This is a genomic window from Caulobacter sp. S45 (genome assembly GCF_903642205.1).
GTDB lineage: Bacteria > Pseudomonadota > Alphaproteobacteria > Caulobacterales > Caulobacteraceae > CAHJWH01.
In genome coordinates, this window is sequence record NZ_CAHJWH010000050.1 from 1 (window position 1) to 17,633 (window position 17,633).

At 69.3% G+C, this 17,633-nt stretch carries 18 protein-coding genes; 8 read left to right on the plus strand and 10 right to left on the minus strand.

What is annotated here, in order from left to right:
• Positions 1-108: 108 nt before the first annotated feature.
• From HUV06_RS07185 to HUV06_RS07195, 3 genes are all read right to left on the minus strand, one after another.
• On the minus strand, positions 109-921 hold the full coding sequence (locus tag HUV06_RS07185; protein ID WP_174300591.1) for a formate/nitrite transporter family protein: 813 nt from the start codon (positions 919-921) through the stop codon (positions 109-111).
• A 73-nt stretch (positions 922-994) separates the two neighbouring features.
• On the minus strand, positions 995-1,789 hold the full coding sequence (fliP, locus tag HUV06_RS07190) for a flagellar type III secretion system pore protein FliP (RefSeq protein WP_254600949.1): 795 nt from the start codon (positions 1,787-1,789) through the stop codon (positions 995-997).
• Between the two features lie 5 nt (positions 1,790-1,794).
• A complete protein-coding gene (locus HUV06_RS07195) occupies positions 1,795-2,088 on the minus strand; it encodes a flagellar biosynthetic protein FliO (protein ID WP_254600947.1) in 294 nt (97 codons plus the stop codon).
• Positions 2,089-2,211: 123 nt separating this feature from the next.
• Here HUV06_RS07195 and HUV06_RS07200 point away from each other — a divergent pair, with 123 nt between their 5' ends.
• The 6 genes from HUV06_RS07200 to argC all read left to right on the plus strand — a co-directional run bounded on the left by HUV06_RS07200 (position 2,212) and on the right by argC (position 5,775).
• A complete protein-coding gene (locus tag HUV06_RS07200) occupies positions 2,212-2,634 on the plus strand; it encodes a flagellar biosynthesis protein FlgB (RefSeq protein WP_174300592.1) in 423 nt (140 codons plus the stop codon).
• Positions 2,635-2,675: 41 nt separating this feature from the next.
• Positions 2,676-3,098: a flagellar basal body rod protein FlgC gene (flgC, locus tag HUV06_RS07205; RefSeq protein ID WP_174300593.1), complete on the plus strand. Its 423-nt coding sequence runs from the start codon at positions 2,676-2,678 to the stop codon at positions 3,096-3,098.
• 11 nt (positions 3,099-3,109) lie between these two features.
• Complete coding sequence (locus HUV06_RS07210; RefSeq protein WP_174300594.1) at positions 3,110-3,418, plus strand: flagellar hook-basal body complex protein FliE; 309 nt, start codon at positions 3,110-3,112, stop codon at positions 3,416-3,418.
• A 357-nt stretch (positions 3,419-3,775) separates the two neighbouring features.
• Positions 3,776-4,249, plus strand: a complete 474-nt coding sequence (rplM, locus tag HUV06_RS07215; protein ID WP_174300595.1) for a 50S ribosomal protein L13 — start codon at positions 3,776-3,778, stop codon at positions 4,247-4,249.
• A 4-nt stretch (positions 4,250-4,253) separates the two neighbouring features.
• A complete protein-coding gene (gene rpsI / locus HUV06_RS07220; RefSeq protein WP_174300596.1) occupies positions 4,254-4,745 on the plus strand; it encodes a 30S ribosomal protein S9 in 492 nt (163 codons plus the stop codon).
• An 82-nt stretch (positions 4,746-4,827) separates the two neighbouring features.
• Complete coding sequence (gene argC / locus HUV06_RS07225; protein WP_174300597.1) at positions 4,828-5,775, plus strand: N-acetyl-gamma-glutamyl-phosphate reductase; 948 nt, start codon at positions 4,828-4,830, stop codon at positions 5,773-5,775.
• A 232-nt stretch (positions 5,776-6,007) separates the two neighbouring features.
• Here the strand turns inward: argC and egtD are convergent, their stop codons facing one another.
• Both egtD and HUV06_RS07235 read right to left on the minus strand, forming a co-directional pair.
• Positions 6,008-6,997, minus strand: a complete 990-nt coding sequence (gene egtD / locus HUV06_RS07230; protein WP_174300598.1) for an L-histidine N(alpha)-methyltransferase — start codon at positions 6,995-6,997, stop codon at positions 6,008-6,010.
• 27 nt (positions 6,998-7,024) lie between these two features.
• Positions 7,025-7,747: a class I SAM-dependent methyltransferase gene (locus HUV06_RS07235; RefSeq protein WP_217433690.1), complete on the minus strand. Its 723-nt coding sequence runs from the start codon at positions 7,745-7,747 to the stop codon at positions 7,025-7,027.
• A 156-nt stretch (positions 7,748-7,903) separates the two neighbouring features.
• On the opposite strand from HUV06_RS07235, the gene HUV06_RS07240 reads away from it, so the two are divergent.
• Positions 7,904-10,126 (plus strand): M3 family metallopeptidase, encoded by a 2,223-nt coding sequence (locus tag HUV06_RS07240; RefSeq protein WP_174300599.1) that lies wholly within the window; start codon positions 7,904-7,906, stop codon positions 10,124-10,126.
• Here the strand turns inward: HUV06_RS07240 and purN are convergent.
• Positions 10,084-10,734 (minus strand): phosphoribosylglycinamide formyltransferase, encoded by a 651-nt coding sequence (gene purN, locus HUV06_RS07245; RefSeq protein ID WP_174300600.1) that lies wholly within the window; start codon positions 10,732-10,734, stop codon positions 10,084-10,086. The two genes, HUV06_RS07240 and purN, sit on opposite strands and share 43 nt — an antisense overlap.
• Complete coding sequence (purM, locus tag HUV06_RS07250) at positions 10,731-11,756, minus strand: phosphoribosylformylglycinamidine cyclo-ligase (protein WP_174300601.1); 1,026 nt, start codon at positions 11,754-11,756, stop codon at positions 10,731-10,733. The genes purN and purM overlap by 4 nt, the downstream gene beginning before the upstream one ends.
• A 72-nt stretch (positions 11,757-11,828) precedes the next feature.
• Here purM and rnd point away from each other — a divergent pair, with 72 nt between their 5' ends.
• Positions 11,829-12,983, plus strand: a complete 1,155-nt coding sequence (gene rnd / locus HUV06_RS07255; RefSeq protein WP_174300602.1) for a ribonuclease D — start codon at positions 11,829-11,831, stop codon at positions 12,981-12,983.
• A gap of 164 nt (positions 12,984-13,147) precedes the next feature.
• Here rnd and HUV06_RS07260 read toward each other — a convergent pair whose 3' ends face one another.
• From HUV06_RS07260 to HUV06_RS07270, 3 genes are all read right to left on the minus strand, one after another.
• On the minus strand, positions 13,148-14,188 hold the full coding sequence (locus tag HUV06_RS07260; protein WP_174300603.1) for a transglutaminase family protein: 1,041 nt from the start codon (positions 14,186-14,188) through the stop codon (positions 13,148-13,150).
• A gap of 73 nt (positions 14,189-14,261) precedes the next feature.
• The gene (locus HUV06_RS07265; RefSeq protein ID WP_174300604.1) at positions 14,262-15,890 is read right to left on the minus strand and encodes a peptidase S10; all 1,629 of its coding nucleotides are present in this window, start codon (positions 15,888-15,890) and stop codon (positions 14,262-14,264) included.
• Between the two features lie 448 nt (positions 15,891-16,338).
• Complete coding sequence (locus HUV06_RS07270; protein ID WP_174300605.1) at positions 16,339-17,397, minus strand: glycosyltransferase; 1,059 nt, start codon at positions 17,395-17,397, stop codon at positions 16,339-16,341.
• Positions 17,398-17,633 lie beyond the last annotated feature (236 nt).

The window sequence follows — 17,633 nt, forward strand, 5'->3', positions numbered from 1 at the left end:
GGGCGGCCAGGTCGAAGGCGGTCATGGCGGCTCGTCCCCGGCGCAGACCTAAACAGCGGGCGGCGGCGCGCAAGGTTCTGCTCAGCGCTTGTCCCGAGCGCCTGCGGCTCAGCTTCGCCAGGTCGCCGCCGGATTGTGGGTCAGGCCGGGCGCATGGGCGTCCACGGTGGAGGAGAGCAGGTAGGCGCCCGCCACCAGCACGCCGCCGCCGAGGATGTTGCCGATCGTCACCCACAGCAGGTTGTAGGCCGCGCCGCCCAGCGTGCCCGCCTGGACCGGCGCCAGGAGGCCCAGGGTGAAGATGGTCATGTTGGCCACCGAGTGCTCGAACCCGCAGGCCACGAAGGCCAGCAGGCACCAGGCCATGCCGATGATCTTGGCGCTGTCGCTGGACAGCCGCGCCGGCAGCCAGATGGCCAGGCAGACCAGCCAGTTGCAGAGCGTCGCGCGGCACAGCAGCGCCAGCACGGGAGAGTCCTGCTTGTGCGCGACGAAGTCGTGCAGGTAGTTGGCGGGCGCAGCGAACACCGCGCCTCCGCCGCCCTTGGCGAACAGGGTAGCCAGCAGGATCGAGCCAATCAGGTTGCCGATCCACACGGTTACCAGGACGAGCAGGGCGTCCATGGGCTTCACCGTACCCTTGGCCATGCCGAACGTCATGTACATGACATGGCCGGTGAACAGCTCGGCCCCCGCCATAATCACCAGGATCAGCCCGATTCCGAACACGGCGCCGAGCACCAGTGGGCGCACGCCGGGCGGCAGGCCGGCCGCGACCGTCAGGGCCAGCACATAGGCGACGCCGATATAGGCGCCGCCCAACAGCGTCCCGGCGAAAAAGCCGACCGGCGCCCGCTTCAGCCCCACCGTCTTCTGGGCCGCAAGTTCGGCGAAGTGGTCGCAGGTTTCCGTGTAGATCATCGCGCGCCCCTGCCGGGTGCACTCCGGCGGGATGTCAACGATGGCAGGCCGGAATTGTTGCCGTGAGCGGACCTCAGCCGCCACTGGCGTGTCGGAAGCTCTCCACCAAACTGCCGCAGACCAGTTGCCAGCCGTTCACCAGCACGAAGAAGATCAGCTTGAAGGGCAGGCTGACCGTGGTGGGCGGCAGCATCATCATGCCCATGCTCATCAGCACGCTCGCCACCACGAGGTCGATGACCAGGAAAGGCACGAAGAGCAGAAAGCCGATCTGGAAGGCGCGCTTCAGCTCGCTGATCATGTAGGCGGGCGTCACCACGGTGATCGGCGTCGCCTCCGCGTTGGCGGGCTTGGGGATGCGCGAGAGGCGGATGAACAGGCCGAGGTCGTCCCGATCCACCTGGCTCAGCATGAAGGTCTTCACCGGCGCGGCGCTGGCCTGGAAGGCGGCGGGCAGCTCCATGGTGTGGTTGAGCAGGGGCCGGACGCCGGCGTTGTAGGACTGAGTGAAGGTCGGTCCCATGACGATGGCGCTGAGGAAGAGCGCCAGGCTCACGATCACCGAATTGGGTGGCGACTGCTGCAGGCCCATGGCCTGGCGGAGCAGGGACAGCACCACCACGATCCGCACGAACGAGGTGGTCATCATCACGATGGAGGGCGCCAGCGACAGCACCGTCAGCAGGGCGACGAGCTGCACCACCCGGTCGGTCAGGCCCCCGCCCGTGCCGAGGTCCAGGTTGATGGCCTGGGCCGTGGCGAGGCTGGGGTGCAGCACCGTGGCGAGCGTGGCGGCGAGCGCGATCAGGGCGGCGTGGCGAGCTTCCGCCTTGCCGGGCGCGCCCAGGCGCCGGAGCGCCTCGCCCACCCGCTTCACGACTGCGGCCCCTGACCCGGGGGGTTGAGCATGTGGCCCTCGCCCAGCAGCAGCAGGCGTTCCTCGCGGTCTATGCGCACCAGCACCAGGCGGCGGCTCGGATCAAGCGTCAGGCTCTCCACCACCGACATGCGCCTGGGTGCAGTCGCGTTGATCCGCATCAGCCCGGCGGATCCCCAGCGGCGGGCGGCGTAGACCCCCACGCCGAACAGGCCGAGCGTGGCGGCCAGGGCGAACACCGCCTGGAGGAAGAGCAGCATCGCCGTTTCCCGCACGCGGCCGAGACGCACCGCGCCCGTGATCCTGGCGAAGGTGCGTTAATGCGCGATTAACCCTAACCGGCAACGCGCCGTTAACCCTGCACCCGGCAGATTGCGCCCAGCCCGGCAAAAACGTTCGAGCGCGGAGGGGCCATGGGCCTGGACGACATCCCGCTGTTCTCCATGCTGAAGGGCAAGCTCGGCTACGTGAACGAGCGCCAGCGCCTGCTGGCCGAGAACGTCGCCAACGCCGACACCCCCGGCTATGCGCCGCGTGACCTCAAGCCCTTCAGCTTCGAGGCGGCGCTCCGGCCGCGGATCGGGCTGGCCGGGCTGGAGCGGACCAATCCGCTGCACATCGCCGGCAAGCCGCTTTCGACCGGCGCCGGCGCCGACCCCTTCAAGGCCGAGGTGGCGCCGGACTCAGAGACCCGGCTGGACGGCAACCAGGTCGTGCTGGAGGAGCAGATGTCAAAGATGACGGAGGCGCGCATCGACTACGAGTCCGCGCTCGACTTCTACCAGCAGTCGCTGAACCTGATCACCACCGCCGCCCGCGCACCTGGAAAGTCGTGATGGGGCGAGAGCTGACCACGCCAGCCTGGAAGGCCTGAGCCATGGCCGACGTGACCTCCGCCTCCGGCGCCACCATCGCCGTCGCCACCTCCGCCCTGAAGGCGCAGCAGGCGCGCATGCGCGTGATCGCGGAGAACATCGCCAACGCCGACAGCGGCGCCACGACGCCCGGCGGCGATCCGTACCAGCGCCAGATGCCGGTGTTTGAGCCGCAGATGCAGGACGAGGGCGGCCGGGGGGTGCACCTGGCCCGCGTCCAGCCGGACGCGACCGCCTTCCACACCGAGTACAATCCCAGCGCCCCGGGCGCGGACGCCAAGGGCTTCGTCAAGATGCCCAACGTCGATCCGCTCACCGAGGCGATGGACATGAAGGAAGCGCAGCGCGCCTACGACGCCAACCTGAACATGATCGAGTCCGCCCGCGCCATGCAGATGCGCACCCTCGACCTGATCAAGAAGTGAGGGCCTGAGCCATGCTCTCCCCCATGATGGCGGCCCGCGCCTACGCCGCGGCGCAGAACGGCGCCAAGCCCTCGGCCGGCGGCGCTTCGGTGTCGGAGGAAGGGCCGGATTTCGGGGCTATGGTCACCCACGCCATGAACGACGTGGTCTCCTCCTCCAAGATGGTCGAGCACCAGATGGCCGCCCACACCCAGGGCAAGGCGGAGTTGGTCGACGTGGTCACCTCCATCTCCTCGGCTCAGGCGAGCCTCGAGACCATGATGGCCGTGAGGGACCAGGTGATCTCGGCTTACCAGTCGATCCTGAACATGCCGATTTGATCCGGCGTTTCGGAAGGCTCAGCCCGGGGCTCTCCGACGATGCGCCCATGTGCGTCCTCGAAGCGCAGGCATGCCCGCGCATTAATCCGACCCGATAGCGGGTCCTGGGGTCATCGTGGCTGCGGCGGCCGGACCCACGCGGCTCCCGGCAAGGTCCGTTCAGTCCGGTGACGCGGACAGGACGTTCTCCCTCAGACTGGTACCAGGATACCGAGCTAGAAAAAGTCGTTTTGGATCAACGCGATCTTGGAAGGCGCTGCATTTCGTGTTGACGCGGGCACGCGCGGCGCCTATCGGATCAGCCTTCCGGCCACCTGCGCCCTATGCGCGGCCGCTCGCACTTACGGACTTACCCCCATGCAGAAGACCACGGTTTCCCTGAAACCGGTGGACGTCGAGAAGAAGTGGATCATCGTCGACGCTGAGAACGCGGTCGTCGGTCGCCTCGCCTCTTTCATCGCCATGCGCCTTCGCGGCAAGCACCGCCCGGACTACACCCCCCATGTCGATTGCGGCGACCACGTGGTGGTGATCAACGCCGACAAGGTGCGCTTCACCGGCCGCAAGCTGCAGCAGAAGACCTACTACTGGCACACCGGCTACCCCGGCGGCATCAAGGAGCGCACCGCGGACAAGATCCTCGGGGGCAAGTTCCCCGAGCGCATCCTGGAGAAGGCCGTGGAGCGCATGCTGCCCAAGGAGAGCTCGCTAGCCAGGAAGCAGATGACCCACCTGAAGATCTATGCCGACGCCGAGCACCCGCACACGGCGCAGAGCCCTGAGCCTATCGCGTTCGCCGAGCTGAACGCCAAGAACGTCCGGAGCGCCTGAAGCCATGTCCGACGTCCAAGCCGACGCCCCCCAGGGGTTCGAAGCCCTCGCGGGCCTGTCCACCACCCCGCCCGAAGCGCGGATCGTCTACGAGCCCAAGATCGACGCGCAGGGCCGCGCCTACGCCACCGGCAAGCGCAAGAACGCGGTTGCCCGGGTGTGGATCAAGCCGGGCTCCGGCAAGATCACCATCAACGACCGCGACCAGGAGGTCTACTTCGCCCGTCCCGTGCTGCGCATGATGATCGCCCAGCCGCTGCAGATCGCCGACCGCGCCACCCAGTTCGACGTGATCGCGACGGTGGAGGGCTCGGGCCTCTCCGGCCAGGCCGGCGCGGTGCGCCACGCCATCTCCAAGGCGCTGACCTACTATGAGCCGGGCCTGCGCGCCGTGCTGAAGCCGCACGGCTTCCTCACCCGCGACAGCCGCGTGGTGGAGCGCAAGAAGTACGGCAAGGCCAAGGCCCGCCGCTCCTTCCAGTTCTCCAAGCGCTGAACCGCAGGGTTTCCACTACGGATTGGACGGGCGCTCCGGGACACCGGGGCGCCCGTTTTCGTTTGTGCCTCGGAGGGGGCGGATGAGCATCAGGGTCTTCATCGACGGCGAGGCGGGCACCACGGGCCTGCAAATTCGCGAGCGGCTGGCCGGCCGGGCGGATGTCGAGCTGCTCTCCATCAACCCCGCGCGCCGCAAGGACGCAGCCGCACGCGCTGAGCTGCTGAACGGGGCGGACGCGGTTGTCCTCTGCCTGCCCGACGAGGCGGCGCGCGAGGCAGTGGCTATGATCGCCAACCCGGCAGTGAAGGTGATCGACGCCTCCACCGCCCACCGCACCTCAGCCGGCTGGACCTACGGCTTTCCAGAACTGGCGCCCGGCCGGCGGGCGGCGGTTGCGGCGGCGACGCGGGTGTCCAATCCCGGCTGCTACCCGACCGGCTTCCTGGCGCTCGCGGCGCCGCTGGTACGCGCGGGGCTGCTGCCGGTGGATTGGCCGGTGAGCGTGAACGCCGTCTCGGGCTACAGCGGCGGAGGTCGGGCGATGATCACGGAGTTCGAGGACGCGGACGCGCCGGGTCACACCCGCGACGCCTACCGCGCCTACGCCCTGAACCTCGGTCACAAGCATGTGGGCGAGATGCAGGTCCACGCCGGCCTGTCGTACCCGCCGATCTTCGCCCCGGCCGTGGGCCGGTATGCCCAGGGCATGATCGTGGAAGTGCCTCTGCCGCTCTGGACCCTGCCGGGTGCGCCGACGCTTTCCGACCTGCATGCGTCGCTGGCCGAAGCCTATGCCGGCGAGCGCTTCATCGAAGTCGCGGGGCTGGACGAGGCGCGCGCCATGAAGGGCCTCGACCCCGAAGGCCTGAACGGGACCAACCGACTGAAGCTGTTCGTGTTCGGCGACGAGCGGCGAGGGCAGGCGAGGCTGGTCGCCCTGCTGGACAACCTGGGCAAGGGCGCCTCAGGCGCGGCGGTGCAGAACCTGAACCTGATGTGCGGCTTGGAGGAGAGCGCCGGGCTGTAACGCGCTTCAGCCCTAGGATGCTAAGGCGAAAACGCCCGCCGAACAGGCCGGCGGGTTCCCGAAGGAAGAGAGCCATGAAGCTAAGCTTCAAGCTCCACCTTCGCTGAGTTCTCTGGTTGAGACTAAGCCTCTCAATCAGGACCTAGCGAAGGGGCTGGGAGGGTTTACCCACCCTCTCCACTTCCTCCGGAGAGTATAGCAGGAAACCGTTGAACGTGAAGTTGCGACCGCTTCACGCCACGCGCAGCACATGGACGCTGAACAGTTCGCCTGGATCGATCCAGACCGTTTCGGCCACATAGCCGGCGGAGCGGGCGAGGGCCTGGAAGTCCTCCGCCGCATACTTGTTAGACTCCTCCACGTGCAGCTGTTCGCCTTCCGCGAAGTCGAACCTGCGTCCGGCTAGATGGACGGTCTGCGCCTTGAGGCTGGTCAGGTGGATGGTCAGACGGCCGGTGGTCTCGTCATAGGTCGGCGTGTGGCGGAAGGCGGCCACGTCGAAATCGGCGCCGAGTTCGCGGTTGGCGCGCACCAGCACGTTGGCGGTGAAGCGGGCGGTGACGCCCTGGGCGTCATCATAGGCCGGCAGCACGATGGAGCTGGGCGCCCGCAGCGCCACACCCACCACCATCAGCCCGTCCCGGCCCAGCTGCCCCGCCCAGCCGCTCAGGAAGGCGCGGGCCTCCGCCGAGGTCAGGTTGCCGATGGTCGAGCCCGGGAAGAAGCCCGCGCGACGCCGGCGCGGCTCGCTGTCGGGCAGCTCCAGCGGCTGGGTGTAGTCGGCGCAGATGGCGCGGACCGCCAGGCCCGGATAGGCATCGGCGATTTCGTCGGCCAGCCGTATCAGGTGCTCGCGCGACACGTCGATGGGCTCGTAGGCGGCGGGGCGCTCAAGGGCGTCCAGCAGCAGGCGCGCCTTCTGGCTGGAGCCGGCGCCGAACTCCAGCAGCGCGATGTCTGGTCCGATGGAGGCGCCGATCTCGTCGGCCTTGTCGGTGAGGATCTTCAGCTCGGTGCGGGTGGGATAGTATTCCGGCAGCTCGCAGATGCAGTCGAATAGCCGAGAGCCAGCCTCGTCATAGAGGAAGCGTGCGGGGACGGATTTACGCGGCCCTGAAAGCCCCTCCACCACCGCATCCTCGAAGCTTTCCTGGGCGGGCGCGAAGTCGTGAAGGCTGAAGCGTGGCGAGTCGCCCGGCAGGGGGTCTACAAGGCTGTTCATCTCAGTCCTGTCGCCGACGTATAGAGCTTAAGCGCGGCAGGCGTGGATACGTTGCGGGGCGGGCGGGGTGCTCGGGGATGCGAATACCGCGAAGTAGCCCAGGCCGCCCGTCAGTGGGGCGAAGCTCTGCACTCGATAGCCCACCGCCTCGAACTCGCAGCGCAGCAGGGCCGGCGGGGTCCCGTGCGAACCGGTCGGCCGGTCCAATTCCTCCACCCCCACTTGGGCGCTCGGCCGCATCGCCCCGGCCAGGTTGTAGAGGAAGGCGTAAGGATGAGCGATCTCGTGATACATGTGGACCAGGATGGCCGCATCCAGCGAGCGCGGCGGCAGGCGTGGGTCCTGCGGCTCGCCGAGCGCAATGGTGACGTTGGACAGGTGGCGCTGGGTGGCCTGTGCGGACAGGGCCTGTAGCGCCGAGGGGTCCACATCCTCCGCGACCACACGGCCGGACGGGCCGACTAGGCTGGCCAGACGCAGGGTGTCGTATCCATTGCCAGCGCCCAAGTCGCCAACCGTCATGCCGGCGTGGAGCTTCAGCCGCGCGGCGATCTGGAGCACTTCGTGAGCGGCGTCGCGCTCGGAGCTGTCGCCCCAGGTGGGGCTGACGATGGGGGCCACCGGGCGCGTGACGGCCGGGAAGCTGGCGGCGGGAGCGCCCCGGCCGGCCATCGGCTCCTGAGCTGCATAGACCATCGCGCCGGCGACCAGGGTGAGGGCCACCGGGGCGACCAGACGGAGAAGGATCATGGACGGTGGCGTTCCCTTGGCGGCCCGTCTCATGCGGGCGCGCTGAGTCATGAACGCGCGGCCTGGGAAGAAGGTGGACGCGAGGTTACCGGAGTTTCAGTTTCCGCGCCCGTTCGCCCGCGCTAAAGTTCGAAGCGGCTATCGGGAGGCTGATCTGTGCGTGAACTGCTGCTGCTTGGAGCGAGTCTGGCCGTGATCCTCGCCACCCCCGCCATGGCCCAGAAGGCGGACGGCGGCGCGTCAGTTCCCGGCGGCGTCTCGCCCGCGGCCACGCCTCCGGCTTCCAACCAAGCGCCCCCAGTGAATGCTCCCCCGGACGCTCGGGCGCTTCTCGCGCCCTGGGCCGGTCCCTACGGCGGCCTGCCGCCCTTCGCCGAGGTGAAGGTCTCCGCCTTCCAGCCCGCGTTGGAGGAGGGTATGCGCGAGAACCTGACGGAGGTCGATGCGATCGCCAACAACCCGGCCCCGCCCACCTTCGACAACACCATCGCGGCGCAGGAGCGGGCGGGCGGGGCGCTCAGGCGGGTGATGACGCTCTATGGCGTGTGGGGCTCCACCGAGAACCACGCCGACATGCAGGCGGTCCAGCAGGTGATGGACCCCAGGATCGCCGAGTTCCAGGACAAGATCAGCCAGAACCGCAGGCTGTTCGCTCGCATCGACGCGGTCTACCAGGCCCGCGACACCTCGGGCCTGACGCCCGAGCAGACTCAGCTGGTCTGGTACTATTGGATCAACGGGGTGAAGAGCGGCGCCCGGCTCGCCCCCGCCGCCAAGGCCCGGGTCACGGCCATCAACCAGGAGCTGGCGGGCCTCTATGCCCAGTTCAGCCAGAACCTGCTGGCCGACGAGGGCGGCCATGTCCTCTACCTCAAGCAGGCCGATCTCGCGGGCCTGCCGCAATCGGTGCAGGACGCCGCGGCCGCGGCCGCCGCGGACAAGGGCCACCACGGCGAGTGGGCGGTGCTGAACACGCGCTCCTCCGTCGATCCATTCCTGACCTACTCCGACAACCGCCCCCTGCGCGAGCAGGTATGGAAGACCTTCTACGCGCGCGGCGACAACAAGGACGCCCACGACAACACCCGAACCATCATCCCGCGCATCCTGCAGCTCCGCGCCGAGAAGGCCCACCTGATGGGCTTTCCCGACTATGCGTCCTGGAAGCTGCAGGACGAGATGGCCAAGACGCCGGATGCCGCCATGGGGCTGATGATGCGGGTCTGGCCGGCGACGGTGGCGCGCATCCACCAGGAAGTCGGCGACATGCAGGCGCTTTCCGACAAAGAAGGCGCGCACATCAGGATCGAGCCCTGGGATTACCGCTACTATGCCGAGAAGGTGCGGAAGGCGAAATACGACGTCGATATGAACCAGGTGAAGCCCTACCTGCAGCTCGACCACATCAAAGACGGCATGTTCTGGGCCGCGGGTCAGCTCTACGGGTTCCAGTTCGTGCGCCTGCAGGGCATCCCCACCTACGAGCCGGAGATGCAGGTCTACGAGGTGCACGACCGTGCCGGCAACCACGTCGGCGTCTGGTACTTCGACCCCTATGCACGTGCGGGCAAGAACTCCGGCGCCTGGATGAGCGACTACCGGCCCCAGTCGCGGCTCGACGGCCATGACGTGCCGGTGATCGTCTCCAACAACGCCAACTTCGTTAAGCCCGCCCCGGGCCAGCCCGTGCTGATCTCCTGGGACGACGCCAACACCATGTTCCACGAGTTCGGCCATGCGCTGCACGGGCTGAACTCAAACGTCACCTACGAGTCGCTGGCCAGCCCCAGCCAGGCACAGGACTTCGTGGAGTTCCCCTCCCAACTGAACGAGAACTGGCTGTGGACGCCCGAGGTGCTGAACCGCTTCGCCGTCAATGCGCAAGGCCAGCCGATCCCGCCTGAGCTGGTGCGCAAGCTCCGCGCCAGCCAGACGTTCAACACAGGCTTTTCTGTCGGCGAGTACCTCTCCGCCGCGATCATCGACATGAAGCTGCACACCACGCCCCAGGGGCCGGGGATCGCTCCCATCGACCCGGACGCCTTCGAGAAGACCGAACTGGCCAAGCTCGGCATGCCGCCAGAGATCGTGATGCGTCACAGGACGCCCCAGTTCCAGCACATCTTCGCCGGCGACGCCTATGCGGCGGGCTACTACAGCTACCTGTGGGCGGAGGTCTTGGACCACGACGTCTACGAGGCCTTCGTGGAGGCTGGCGGCCCCTACGACAAGGCGACCGCCAAGCGGTTGCACGACACCATCATGCAGGTCGGCTACACCGTGCCGCCGGCCCAGGCCTACCGCAACTTCCGCGGCCGGGACGCCCAGGTCGGGGCCTACCTGCGGTCGAAGGGCTTCCCGGACGGGGGCGCGAAGTAATCTCCCTCTCCCGCAAGGGGAGAGGGGTTGCGCACCGCTTCCGCCGCCTTGGCCAGGCATTGCGGGTAGAGCATGTGCTCCGCCTTCAGCACCCGCGCCGCGAGGGTGTCGGGGGTGTCGCCCGGCAGCACCGGCACCTCCGCCTGGCCGATCGCCTCGCCTTCGTCCACCCCTTCGCTGACCCAGTGCACGGTGCAACCGGCGCGCTCATGGCCGGCCTCCAGCGCCCGGGCGTGGGTGTGCAGGCCGGGGAAGTGGGGCAGCAGGCTCGGATGGATGTTGATCATCCGCCCGGTCCAGGCCTGCACGAAGCCGGGCGTCAGCACCCGCATGTAGCCGGCCAGGGCGATCAGCTCCACGTCAGCAGCCCGCAGCTTGGCGTCGAGCGCCGCTTCGTGGGCGGAGCGATCCCCCTTGAACGGCCTGTGGTCCACGGCCTCCACCGCGACGCCGGCCGTCCGGGCCAGCTCAAGGCCGCCGGCGTCCGGGGTGTTGGACAGAACCAGTACGAGCTCGGCGGGGTAGTCCGGCGCCTCCGCCGCCGCGATGAGGGCGGCGAGGTTCGATCCGCGGCCCGAGATCAGGACGGCCGTCCGCACCTTCCTCACGCCGGCGCCAGCTCGCCGATCACGAACGCCTCTTCGCCCGCGTTCAGCAGGGCCGCCATGACTGCGGGCGCCAGCGCCGGCTCCACGACCAGCATGAAGCCCACGCCGCAGTTGAAGGTCCGCCGGAGTTCCGCGTCCGCCACGCCGCCCTCGCGCTGCAGCCAGTCGAACACCGGCGGGAGCGCCCAGGCCTGCCAGTCGATGCGCGGCTGCAGGCGCCTGGCGATGGCGCGGGGCGGGTTCTCGACCAGGCCGCCGCCGGTGATGTGGGCCGCGCCCTTGACCATGTCCGCCTTCATCAGCGGCAGGACGGTCTTCACGTAGATGCGGGTGGGGCGCATCAAGGCCTCCGCCAGGCTCACGCCCGGCTCGAACGGCGCCTCCGCCTCCCAGCCGAGCCCGGTGCGCTCCACCACCCGCCGGATCAGCGAGTAGCCGTTGGAGTGCGGGCCGGACGAGCCCAGCCCGATCAAGAGGTCGCTCGCCTGTTGCGCCTCCAGCCGCGGCAGCACGCGCCCGCGCTCCAGCGCGCCCACGGAGAAGCCCGCCAGGTCGTAGTCGCCGCCGGCGTACATGCCCGGCATCTCGGCGGTCTCGCCACCGACCAGGGCGCAGCCGGCCTGGAGGCAACCCTGCGCAATTCCCGCCACCACGCGGCGCGCGGCGTCCACGTCCAGCTTGCCGGTGGCGTAGTAGTCCAGGAACATCAGCGGCTCGGCGCCCTGGGCCAGCAGGTCGTTGACGCACATGGCCACCAGGTCGATGCCCACCGTGTCGTGGCGGCCGGTCTCGATGGCGATCTTCAGCTTGGTGCCCACGCCATCGGTGGTGGTGACGATCAGCGGGTCGGCGTAGCCTGCGGCCTTCAGGTCGAACAGGGCGCCGAAGCCTCCGAGGCTCGCCTCCGCGCCGGACCTCGCGGTGGCGCGGGCCAGGGGCTTGATGGCCTCCACCAGGGCCTCGCCCGCGTCGATGTCGACGCCTGCGCCCGCGTAGGTGAGGCCGTTCGCCTGATCGCTCATCAAATCCGGTCCGTGGAGGGCGCCGCCCGCGCCTGCCCTTGGAGGCGCGCCGAAGCAAGCTATAGCTAGCCCATGACGCCGATCACTTCCAATGCCGAGCTAGAGGCCTTCTGCGGCTACCTCGCCGACCAGCCCTTCATCGCCGTGGACACCGAGTTCATGCGCGAGACCACCTACTGGCCCAAGCTCTGCCTGATCCAGGCAGCCGGGATCGAGCACGGCGGCGTCATCGACCCCCTGGCCGAGGGGCTGGACCTGGAGCCGTTCCTCGACCTCCTGCGCGACGAGAGGATCCTCAAGGTCTTCCACGCCGCCCGCCAGGACGTGGAGATCTTCAACAACCTGAAGGCCATCCCCAAGCCCCTGTTCGACACCCAGGTGGCGGCCATGGCGGCAGGCTTCGGCGAGCAGATCGCCTACGACGCCCTGGTGCGCCAGCTGCTGCGGATCGACATCGACAAGTCCTCCCGCTTCACCGACTGGTCGCGCCGGCCCCTCTCCGAGGCCCAGCTCGACTACGCAGTGGGCGACGTGACCCATCTGGCCAGGCTCTACCCTCGGCTGGTCGAGCGGCTGGAGAAGGCCGGGCGGCTCGGCTGGGTGGGCGAGGAGATGAACTTCCTGACCGACCCCGCCACCTACGACGTCGACCCGGAGAACGCCTGGCGCCGGCTGAAGCCGCGCAAGTTCAACGCCCGATATCTCGCCGCTTTCCGCGCCGCCGCGGCCTGGCGCGAGCGCACCGCCCAGGCCCGCGACCAGCCCCGCGGCCGCATCATCAAGGACGAGGCGATGGACGAGATCGCCACCCAGCTGCCGCTGGACGTCGACGCCCTGAACCGCCTGCGCTCGGTTCCCAAGGGGTTCGGCGGCTCCAAGTTCGGGCCGGACCTGGTGGCGGCGCTGCAGGCGGCGCTGCGCGACCCTGAGGCCTATGCGCCCGTGATCGAGCGCGTTCCGCCGCCCGCCCAGAACGCCGGGGCGGCGGTGGAGCTGCTGAAGGTGCTGCTGAAGGCGCGGGCGGAGGATGCCGGGGTGGCGGCCAAGCTGATCGCCACGGTGTCGGACCTGGAGCGCATCGCCTCGGACGAAGGCGATGGGTCGCCTGCGCTGCACGGCTGGCGGCGGGAGGTGTTCGGGGAGGACGCGCTGAGGCTCAAGCGTGGGGAGCTCGCGCTGGTGCTGGACGGCGCACGGGTCCGGGTGACGGAGGTGGGGGTGGTTTAGCGGCGGGGTTGGCTAAGCGCTAACGCCTGCCTTCGCCTCATCCTGAGCCCGTCGAAGGACGAGGCGACGCACGCGCGGTGGAGCGGCCCCGTCCTTCGACAAGCTCAGGATGAGGCCGGATGTGGACGGTCAGGCTTGATCAGCCGTGTCGGTCAACGCAGCCCTCAGGCCACCACCTTCGACGTGATCCTGTAGTCGAACGCGGACGGGTCGAGCCAGTCGAAGTCCGAGGTCGCCGTCATGCCGTAGGGATACATCAGGAAGTGCGCCGCCATGGGCCGGGGCGCGCCTGGCAGGGCGAGGTCGGTGGCGCTGTTGTAGCCCACCCAGTTCATCTCCCAGCTGCCGAACAGCCGGCGGCGCGTCTCCTGCACGGGCGGGCTCGCCAGCGGCAGGTTGGCCTCCAGCACCACCTTGCGCACATCGGCGGGATCGACGGGGAACCAGCCGAGGCCCTCGATCCAGGCTTCCGAGCGGCAGTGCTGGGCGTGGCTGATGTCGCCGCTGCTCCCCAGGCACTTTTGGTAGGCCGAGGGCGCGAACCGGATGCCGTACACATCGCGCGCCGGCACGCCGCTGGCCCGGCAGAGCGCGGTCATCAGGCTGTTGATGTCGGCGCACTTGCCGCCCAACCGGCGGCTGACGAGCAGGCTCTTGATGTCGCCCAGGCCGCAGCCCCGGGTCGCCGGGTCGCGGAAGGTGTTGTCCACCACCCATTCGTAGATCGCGCCGAGCTTCTCCTTCGGGTCGGTGCGCGCGCCGACGATCTGCATCGCCGTGTCGTGCACGATGCCGTCGAGCGGCAGGCTGTCGGTAGGCTTCAGCCAGGCGGCCCGTTCGGCGGGGCTGAGCGGGGTGGCGACCGGGCCGCGGTCGCGGGTCTGCACCGTCTGCACCACGCTCAGGGTCTTGGGCCCGTCCGCCGCCCAGCGGGCGCGCACGATCGGGGTCCCGTAGGCCGGGTCATGCACCACCTGCGCCGCGCCCGTGCAGGTGATCTTCGGCGCCGAGGCGCGCTGGTAGGGTCCAACGCTCTGGACCACAGGAATCCAGGTTTGGGCCGCGCCCGGATGAGCGGAGACGTCGATCTCGGTCGCCAGCTCCGCACGCCGCCAGGGTGGGGAAGACGAAACGTCGGCTGCAAGGGCGCCGGTGGCGGCCGCGCCCGCCGCGGCGGCCGTGCTGATAAAGGTGCGGCGGTCCATCGTCTTCCTCTTGAGTCCGGCGCCTTCTGCGTTGCTCGCGCGCGCACCGTCAACCCTTTGGGAGGACGCTTGCTCAGCCTCCGGCCGCGTCGTCGTAGAACCGCGCCACGTCGGACTTCAGCGAGCGCAGCGCCTCGGGGTTCAGATAGACCATGTGCCCCGACGGATAGTAGCTGAAGCGCAGGTTGGGCTGCAGCGAGGGCGGCAGCTCCATATGCTTCAGGTCGTATTCGGTGCCGAAGAAGGGGGTGGCCATGTCGTACCAGCCGTTCAGGCTCTCCACCTTCAGGTGCGGGTTCTCGCGCATGGCGGCGCCGAGGTCGACCGCCACGTCGGGGTTGTTCTGCGGGTAGTTGGAGCCCGGCGCCTTGTGCTTCCAGTCCCAGACCAGGGAGCGGTTGTAGTTGGTCGGGCGATAGGTCAGGTCGCTGTGATAGTCGAGCTGTCCGGAGAGATAGCTCTGGAAGGCGGCCACGAAGGCGCCGGTGATGCCGGTGTCCGACGGGTCGTACTCGGCGCTCTCGGAGCCCGCATCGGGATTGTAGCCGGTGAAGCGGCTGTCGTAGCGGCCCACGATCTGGCCCTGGTCGCGCAGCACCTCGGCCCGGAAGCGGTTCAGGTCCACGCGCAGATTGGCGTTGATCAGGAACTGGGGCGACAGGCCGGTATAGGCGGAGAGCTGGCGGGCGATGGCGTCGCGCTCGGCCGGGGGCAGGTCCTGGCCCTTGGCGAGGGCCGCCGCATACGGCCCTTGGGCCCAGGCGCGCACCTCGGCCAGGAAGCCCGGCAGGTCGGGCGGGCGGTTCTGCAGGCGGTGGTGATACCAGGCGGTGGCCGCGAAGCTCGGCAGGTAGGCGATGTAGCTCTCGTCGTAGCCCGGCTGGCGGATGCCGTAGTTCAGGATCGAAGACAGCAGGGTGACCCCGTTCAGCTGGATGCCGTGGTCCTGCAGCATGTAGCTGAGCCCGGCCGAGCGGGTGGTGCCGTAGCTCTCGCCGAATAGGAACTTGGGCGAGTTCCAGCGGTCGTTGGCGGTGACGTAGCGGGCGATGCCGCGGGTGAAGGCGTCCAGGTCCTGGTCCACGCCCCAGAAGGCCTCGGTCTTGGTCTCGCCGAGCGGGCGGGAGAAGCCGGTGCCGATGGCGTCCAGGAAGACGAGGTCGCTCTTGTCGATCAGCGAGTATTCGTTCGGCTCCAGGTCGAAGGGCGCGTTGCGGGTGGACTGGGGCGAGTCGGTGTGGATGCGGACGGGTCCGAGCGAGCCCATGTGCAACCAGAGCGTCGAGGAGCCCGGGCCGCCGTTGTAGAAGAAGGTCACCGGCCGGTGCGCGTCGCCCTTGGCGTGGTCGGCCACGTAGGCGACGTAGAACATGGAGGCGATCGGCTTGCCCTCGTCGTCGCGGATCGTGAGCGTGCCGGCGGTGGCGGTGTAGGGGATGGAGCGGCCGCCGGCGGTCCAGACATGGTGGGTGCTGCGCAACTGCTCGTGGATGGGGGCTGTGGCGATGTCGGCAGGCGTGATCTTGTCCTCTCCCGCCTGCTTGGCGGCGGCGTCCGGACGATCCATCCCGGTGCGATCGCCCTTGCCGGGCTCGTCGCCCGCATGGCTGGTGCTGGCCGTGGAGCGGGCGGTCTGGGCGGAGGCGGGGGCGAGCGGCGCCGCGAGGAGGGCGCTGGCGAGGAGCAGGGCGGTCAGCCGCATGTCGATCCTTGGGCGGAGGAGATCAGCGGCCGAGCCGCCCCCGCCGCATCGCCTCAGGGCGAGGAGCTGTCAAAGCATTTCGGTTGGGAAATCTGAGATGCAGGAAGTCGACCCCACCCTCCGTCATCCTCGGGCTCGTCCCGAGGATCGAGGCTGGACGCGGCTCTCATCGCCTACGGCGCGATAGCGCCCGCCACGCCGATGGCTCGGTGCTCGGGACGAGCCCGAGGATGACGGAAACCGGGGCGCTTGGCCTCAGGCCATCGGCCCGGCGCGCAGGCCGAAGGCGAGCATGCCGGCGCAGCTGGCGAGGTGCAGGCAGAAGCGGCGGTTGCAGAACCTGGGGCGGCGGCGCATCGCAAGTCTCCGAAGTCGAGCGAAGAACAGAGCGCGACGAGCAAGGTTCCTGCCCGATCAGGGTGCGGCCGTCGGCCCTCCCGACTGTGGCTCATTTGCCCCAGCGCTCGCAGGGCCACTCGAAGGCCGGCGCGGCCGCCTCGTCCAGCTGGGCGAGCAGGTAGGCGAAGACGCGACCGGCCTCGAACAGGTCGAAGGTCCGCCGCCAGCCGCGTTCGGCGACGGCCCGCCGCCGAGCGTCGTCGGCCTTGAACAGGCGCAGCTGGCGCTTCAGATCGTCCAGGTCGGCATAGGTCGCCCGCTCGTCTTCGCCGTACATCGCCTGGAACCCGGCTCGGGCGTCGACGAAGGTCAGCAGGCCGCTGCCCAGCATGTGCGCCATGCGGTCTGAGGCGTACAGCGGCTGGTCGCTGTAGCGCGACAGGGACAGGCCCATCGCCGCCCCCTCCAGCGCTTCGAAGTAGGCCCGCCCGCGCAGGCGAGGCTGGCCGACGCCCGGGCTGGAGAGCCGCAGGTCCGGCAAGGACGCCCGCAGGTCGGCCACAAACTCGGACGGACGGATCGCGCCTCCCGCCATCTGGCGGGGACTGTCGTCGCCGGCGGGGAAGACGAGGTCGACGCCAGGTCTCGCAAGCTCGAAGGCGCGGCCGGTCTCCACCGCCGCGTCCACCGGGTTGGGCATGAAGGCGACGAAGCTGTGCGCGCCGGCGAACTCACGCAGCGCCTCGCCGGCTGTGGTGACGAAGGCGGCGTCCACCGCGTCGCGCCGCATCAGCAGCCGCTCGCGGGTGCGGGGCGAGGGCAGGGGGTCGATGTTGATGTCGGCGATGCGCACGCCGGGCGACAGGCGGCGCGCTTCGTCCAAGCTGGCGTTGGCGATGTCGTCGGCGAAGTGGAGCAGGATCAGCTCCGGCCGCACCTCCTCCACCATGTGCAAGAACAGGGCGTTGCAGGCGCTCACGCCCAGTTGGCGGAGGCGGAACGGCGCGTGGGTGCGGCTCACCGCCCGGTCTGAGAACTCCACCACCATGTGGCCGGCGCGCACCGCCGCGCGGCCGAGCTTCTGGCGGATGGCGAACAGGTCGACATTGGCGGTGTCGCGCTCGCGCCCCGTCATCCAGTTGAAGTCGCCGACGTTGAGGATGCGCATGGCTCCCCGATGAGCCCCACCCGCGCGCCGGACTCAAGGGCTGCGCCCGTTCGCCGGCGGCGCTTGCCTGCGGCGCTTGCCTGCGGCGGGGCTACGCGCCTACAGCCGCGGCGGGTTCGGAGAGGATCAGGGATGCGGCTTTCCGGCGTGCTCATGGCGTTGATCGCGGCGGCGATCGGCGTCACCGCCTGCGCCGCCGACCCGGCCGCCCGGCGCGAGGCCTTGCCGCCGCCGCC

Coding starts and splice junctions, on each gene's coding strand:
- HUV06_RS07185 (WP_174300591.1), bottom strand. CDS start 921: ATGATCTACACGGAAACCTGCGACCACTTCGCCGAACTTGCGGCCCAG.
- HUV06_RS07200 (WP_174300592.1), top strand. CDS start 2,212: ATGGGCCTGGACGACATCCCGCTGTTCTCCATGCTGAAGGGCAAGCTC.
- flgC (WP_174300593.1), top strand. CDS start 2,676: ATGGCCGACGTGACCTCCGCCTCCGGCGCCACCATCGCCGTCGCCACC.
- HUV06_RS07210 (WP_174300594.1), top strand. CDS start 3,110: ATGCTCTCCCCCATGATGGCGGCCCGCGCCTACGCCGCGGCGCAGAAC.
- rplM (WP_174300595.1), top strand. CDS start 3,776: ATGCAGAAGACCACGGTTTCCCTGAAACCGGTGGACGTCGAGAAGAAG.
- rpsI (WP_174300596.1), top strand. CDS start 4,254: ATGTCCGACGTCCAAGCCGACGCCCCCCAGGGGTTCGAAGCCCTCGCG.
- argC (WP_174300597.1), top strand. CDS start 4,828: ATGAGCATCAGGGTCTTCATCGACGGCGAGGCGGGCACCACGGGCCTG.
- egtD (WP_174300598.1), bottom strand. CDS start 6,997: ATGAACAGCCTTGTAGACCCCCTGCCGGGCGACTCGCCACGCTTCAGC.
- HUV06_RS07235 (WP_217433690.1), bottom strand. CDS start 7,747: ATGATCCTTCTCCGTCTGGTCGCCCCGGTGGCCCTCACCCTGGTCGCC.
- purM (WP_174300601.1), bottom strand. CDS start 11,756: ATGAGCGATCAGGCGAACGGCCTCACCTACGCGGGCGCAGGCGTCGAC.
- rnd (WP_174300602.1), top strand. CDS start 11,829: ATGACGCCGATCACTTCCAATGCCGAGCTAGAGGCCTTCTGCGGCTAC.
- HUV06_RS07260 (WP_174300603.1), bottom strand. CDS start 14,188: ATGGACCGCCGCACCTTTATCAGCACGGCCGCCGCGGCGGGCGCGGCC.
- HUV06_RS07265 (WP_174300604.1), bottom strand. CDS start 15,890: ATGCGGCTGACCGCCCTGCTCCTCGCCAGCGCCCTCCTCGCGGCGCCG.
- HUV06_RS07270 (WP_174300605.1), bottom strand. CDS start 17,397: ATGCGCATCCTCAACGTCGGCGACTTCAACTGGATGACGGGGCGCGAG.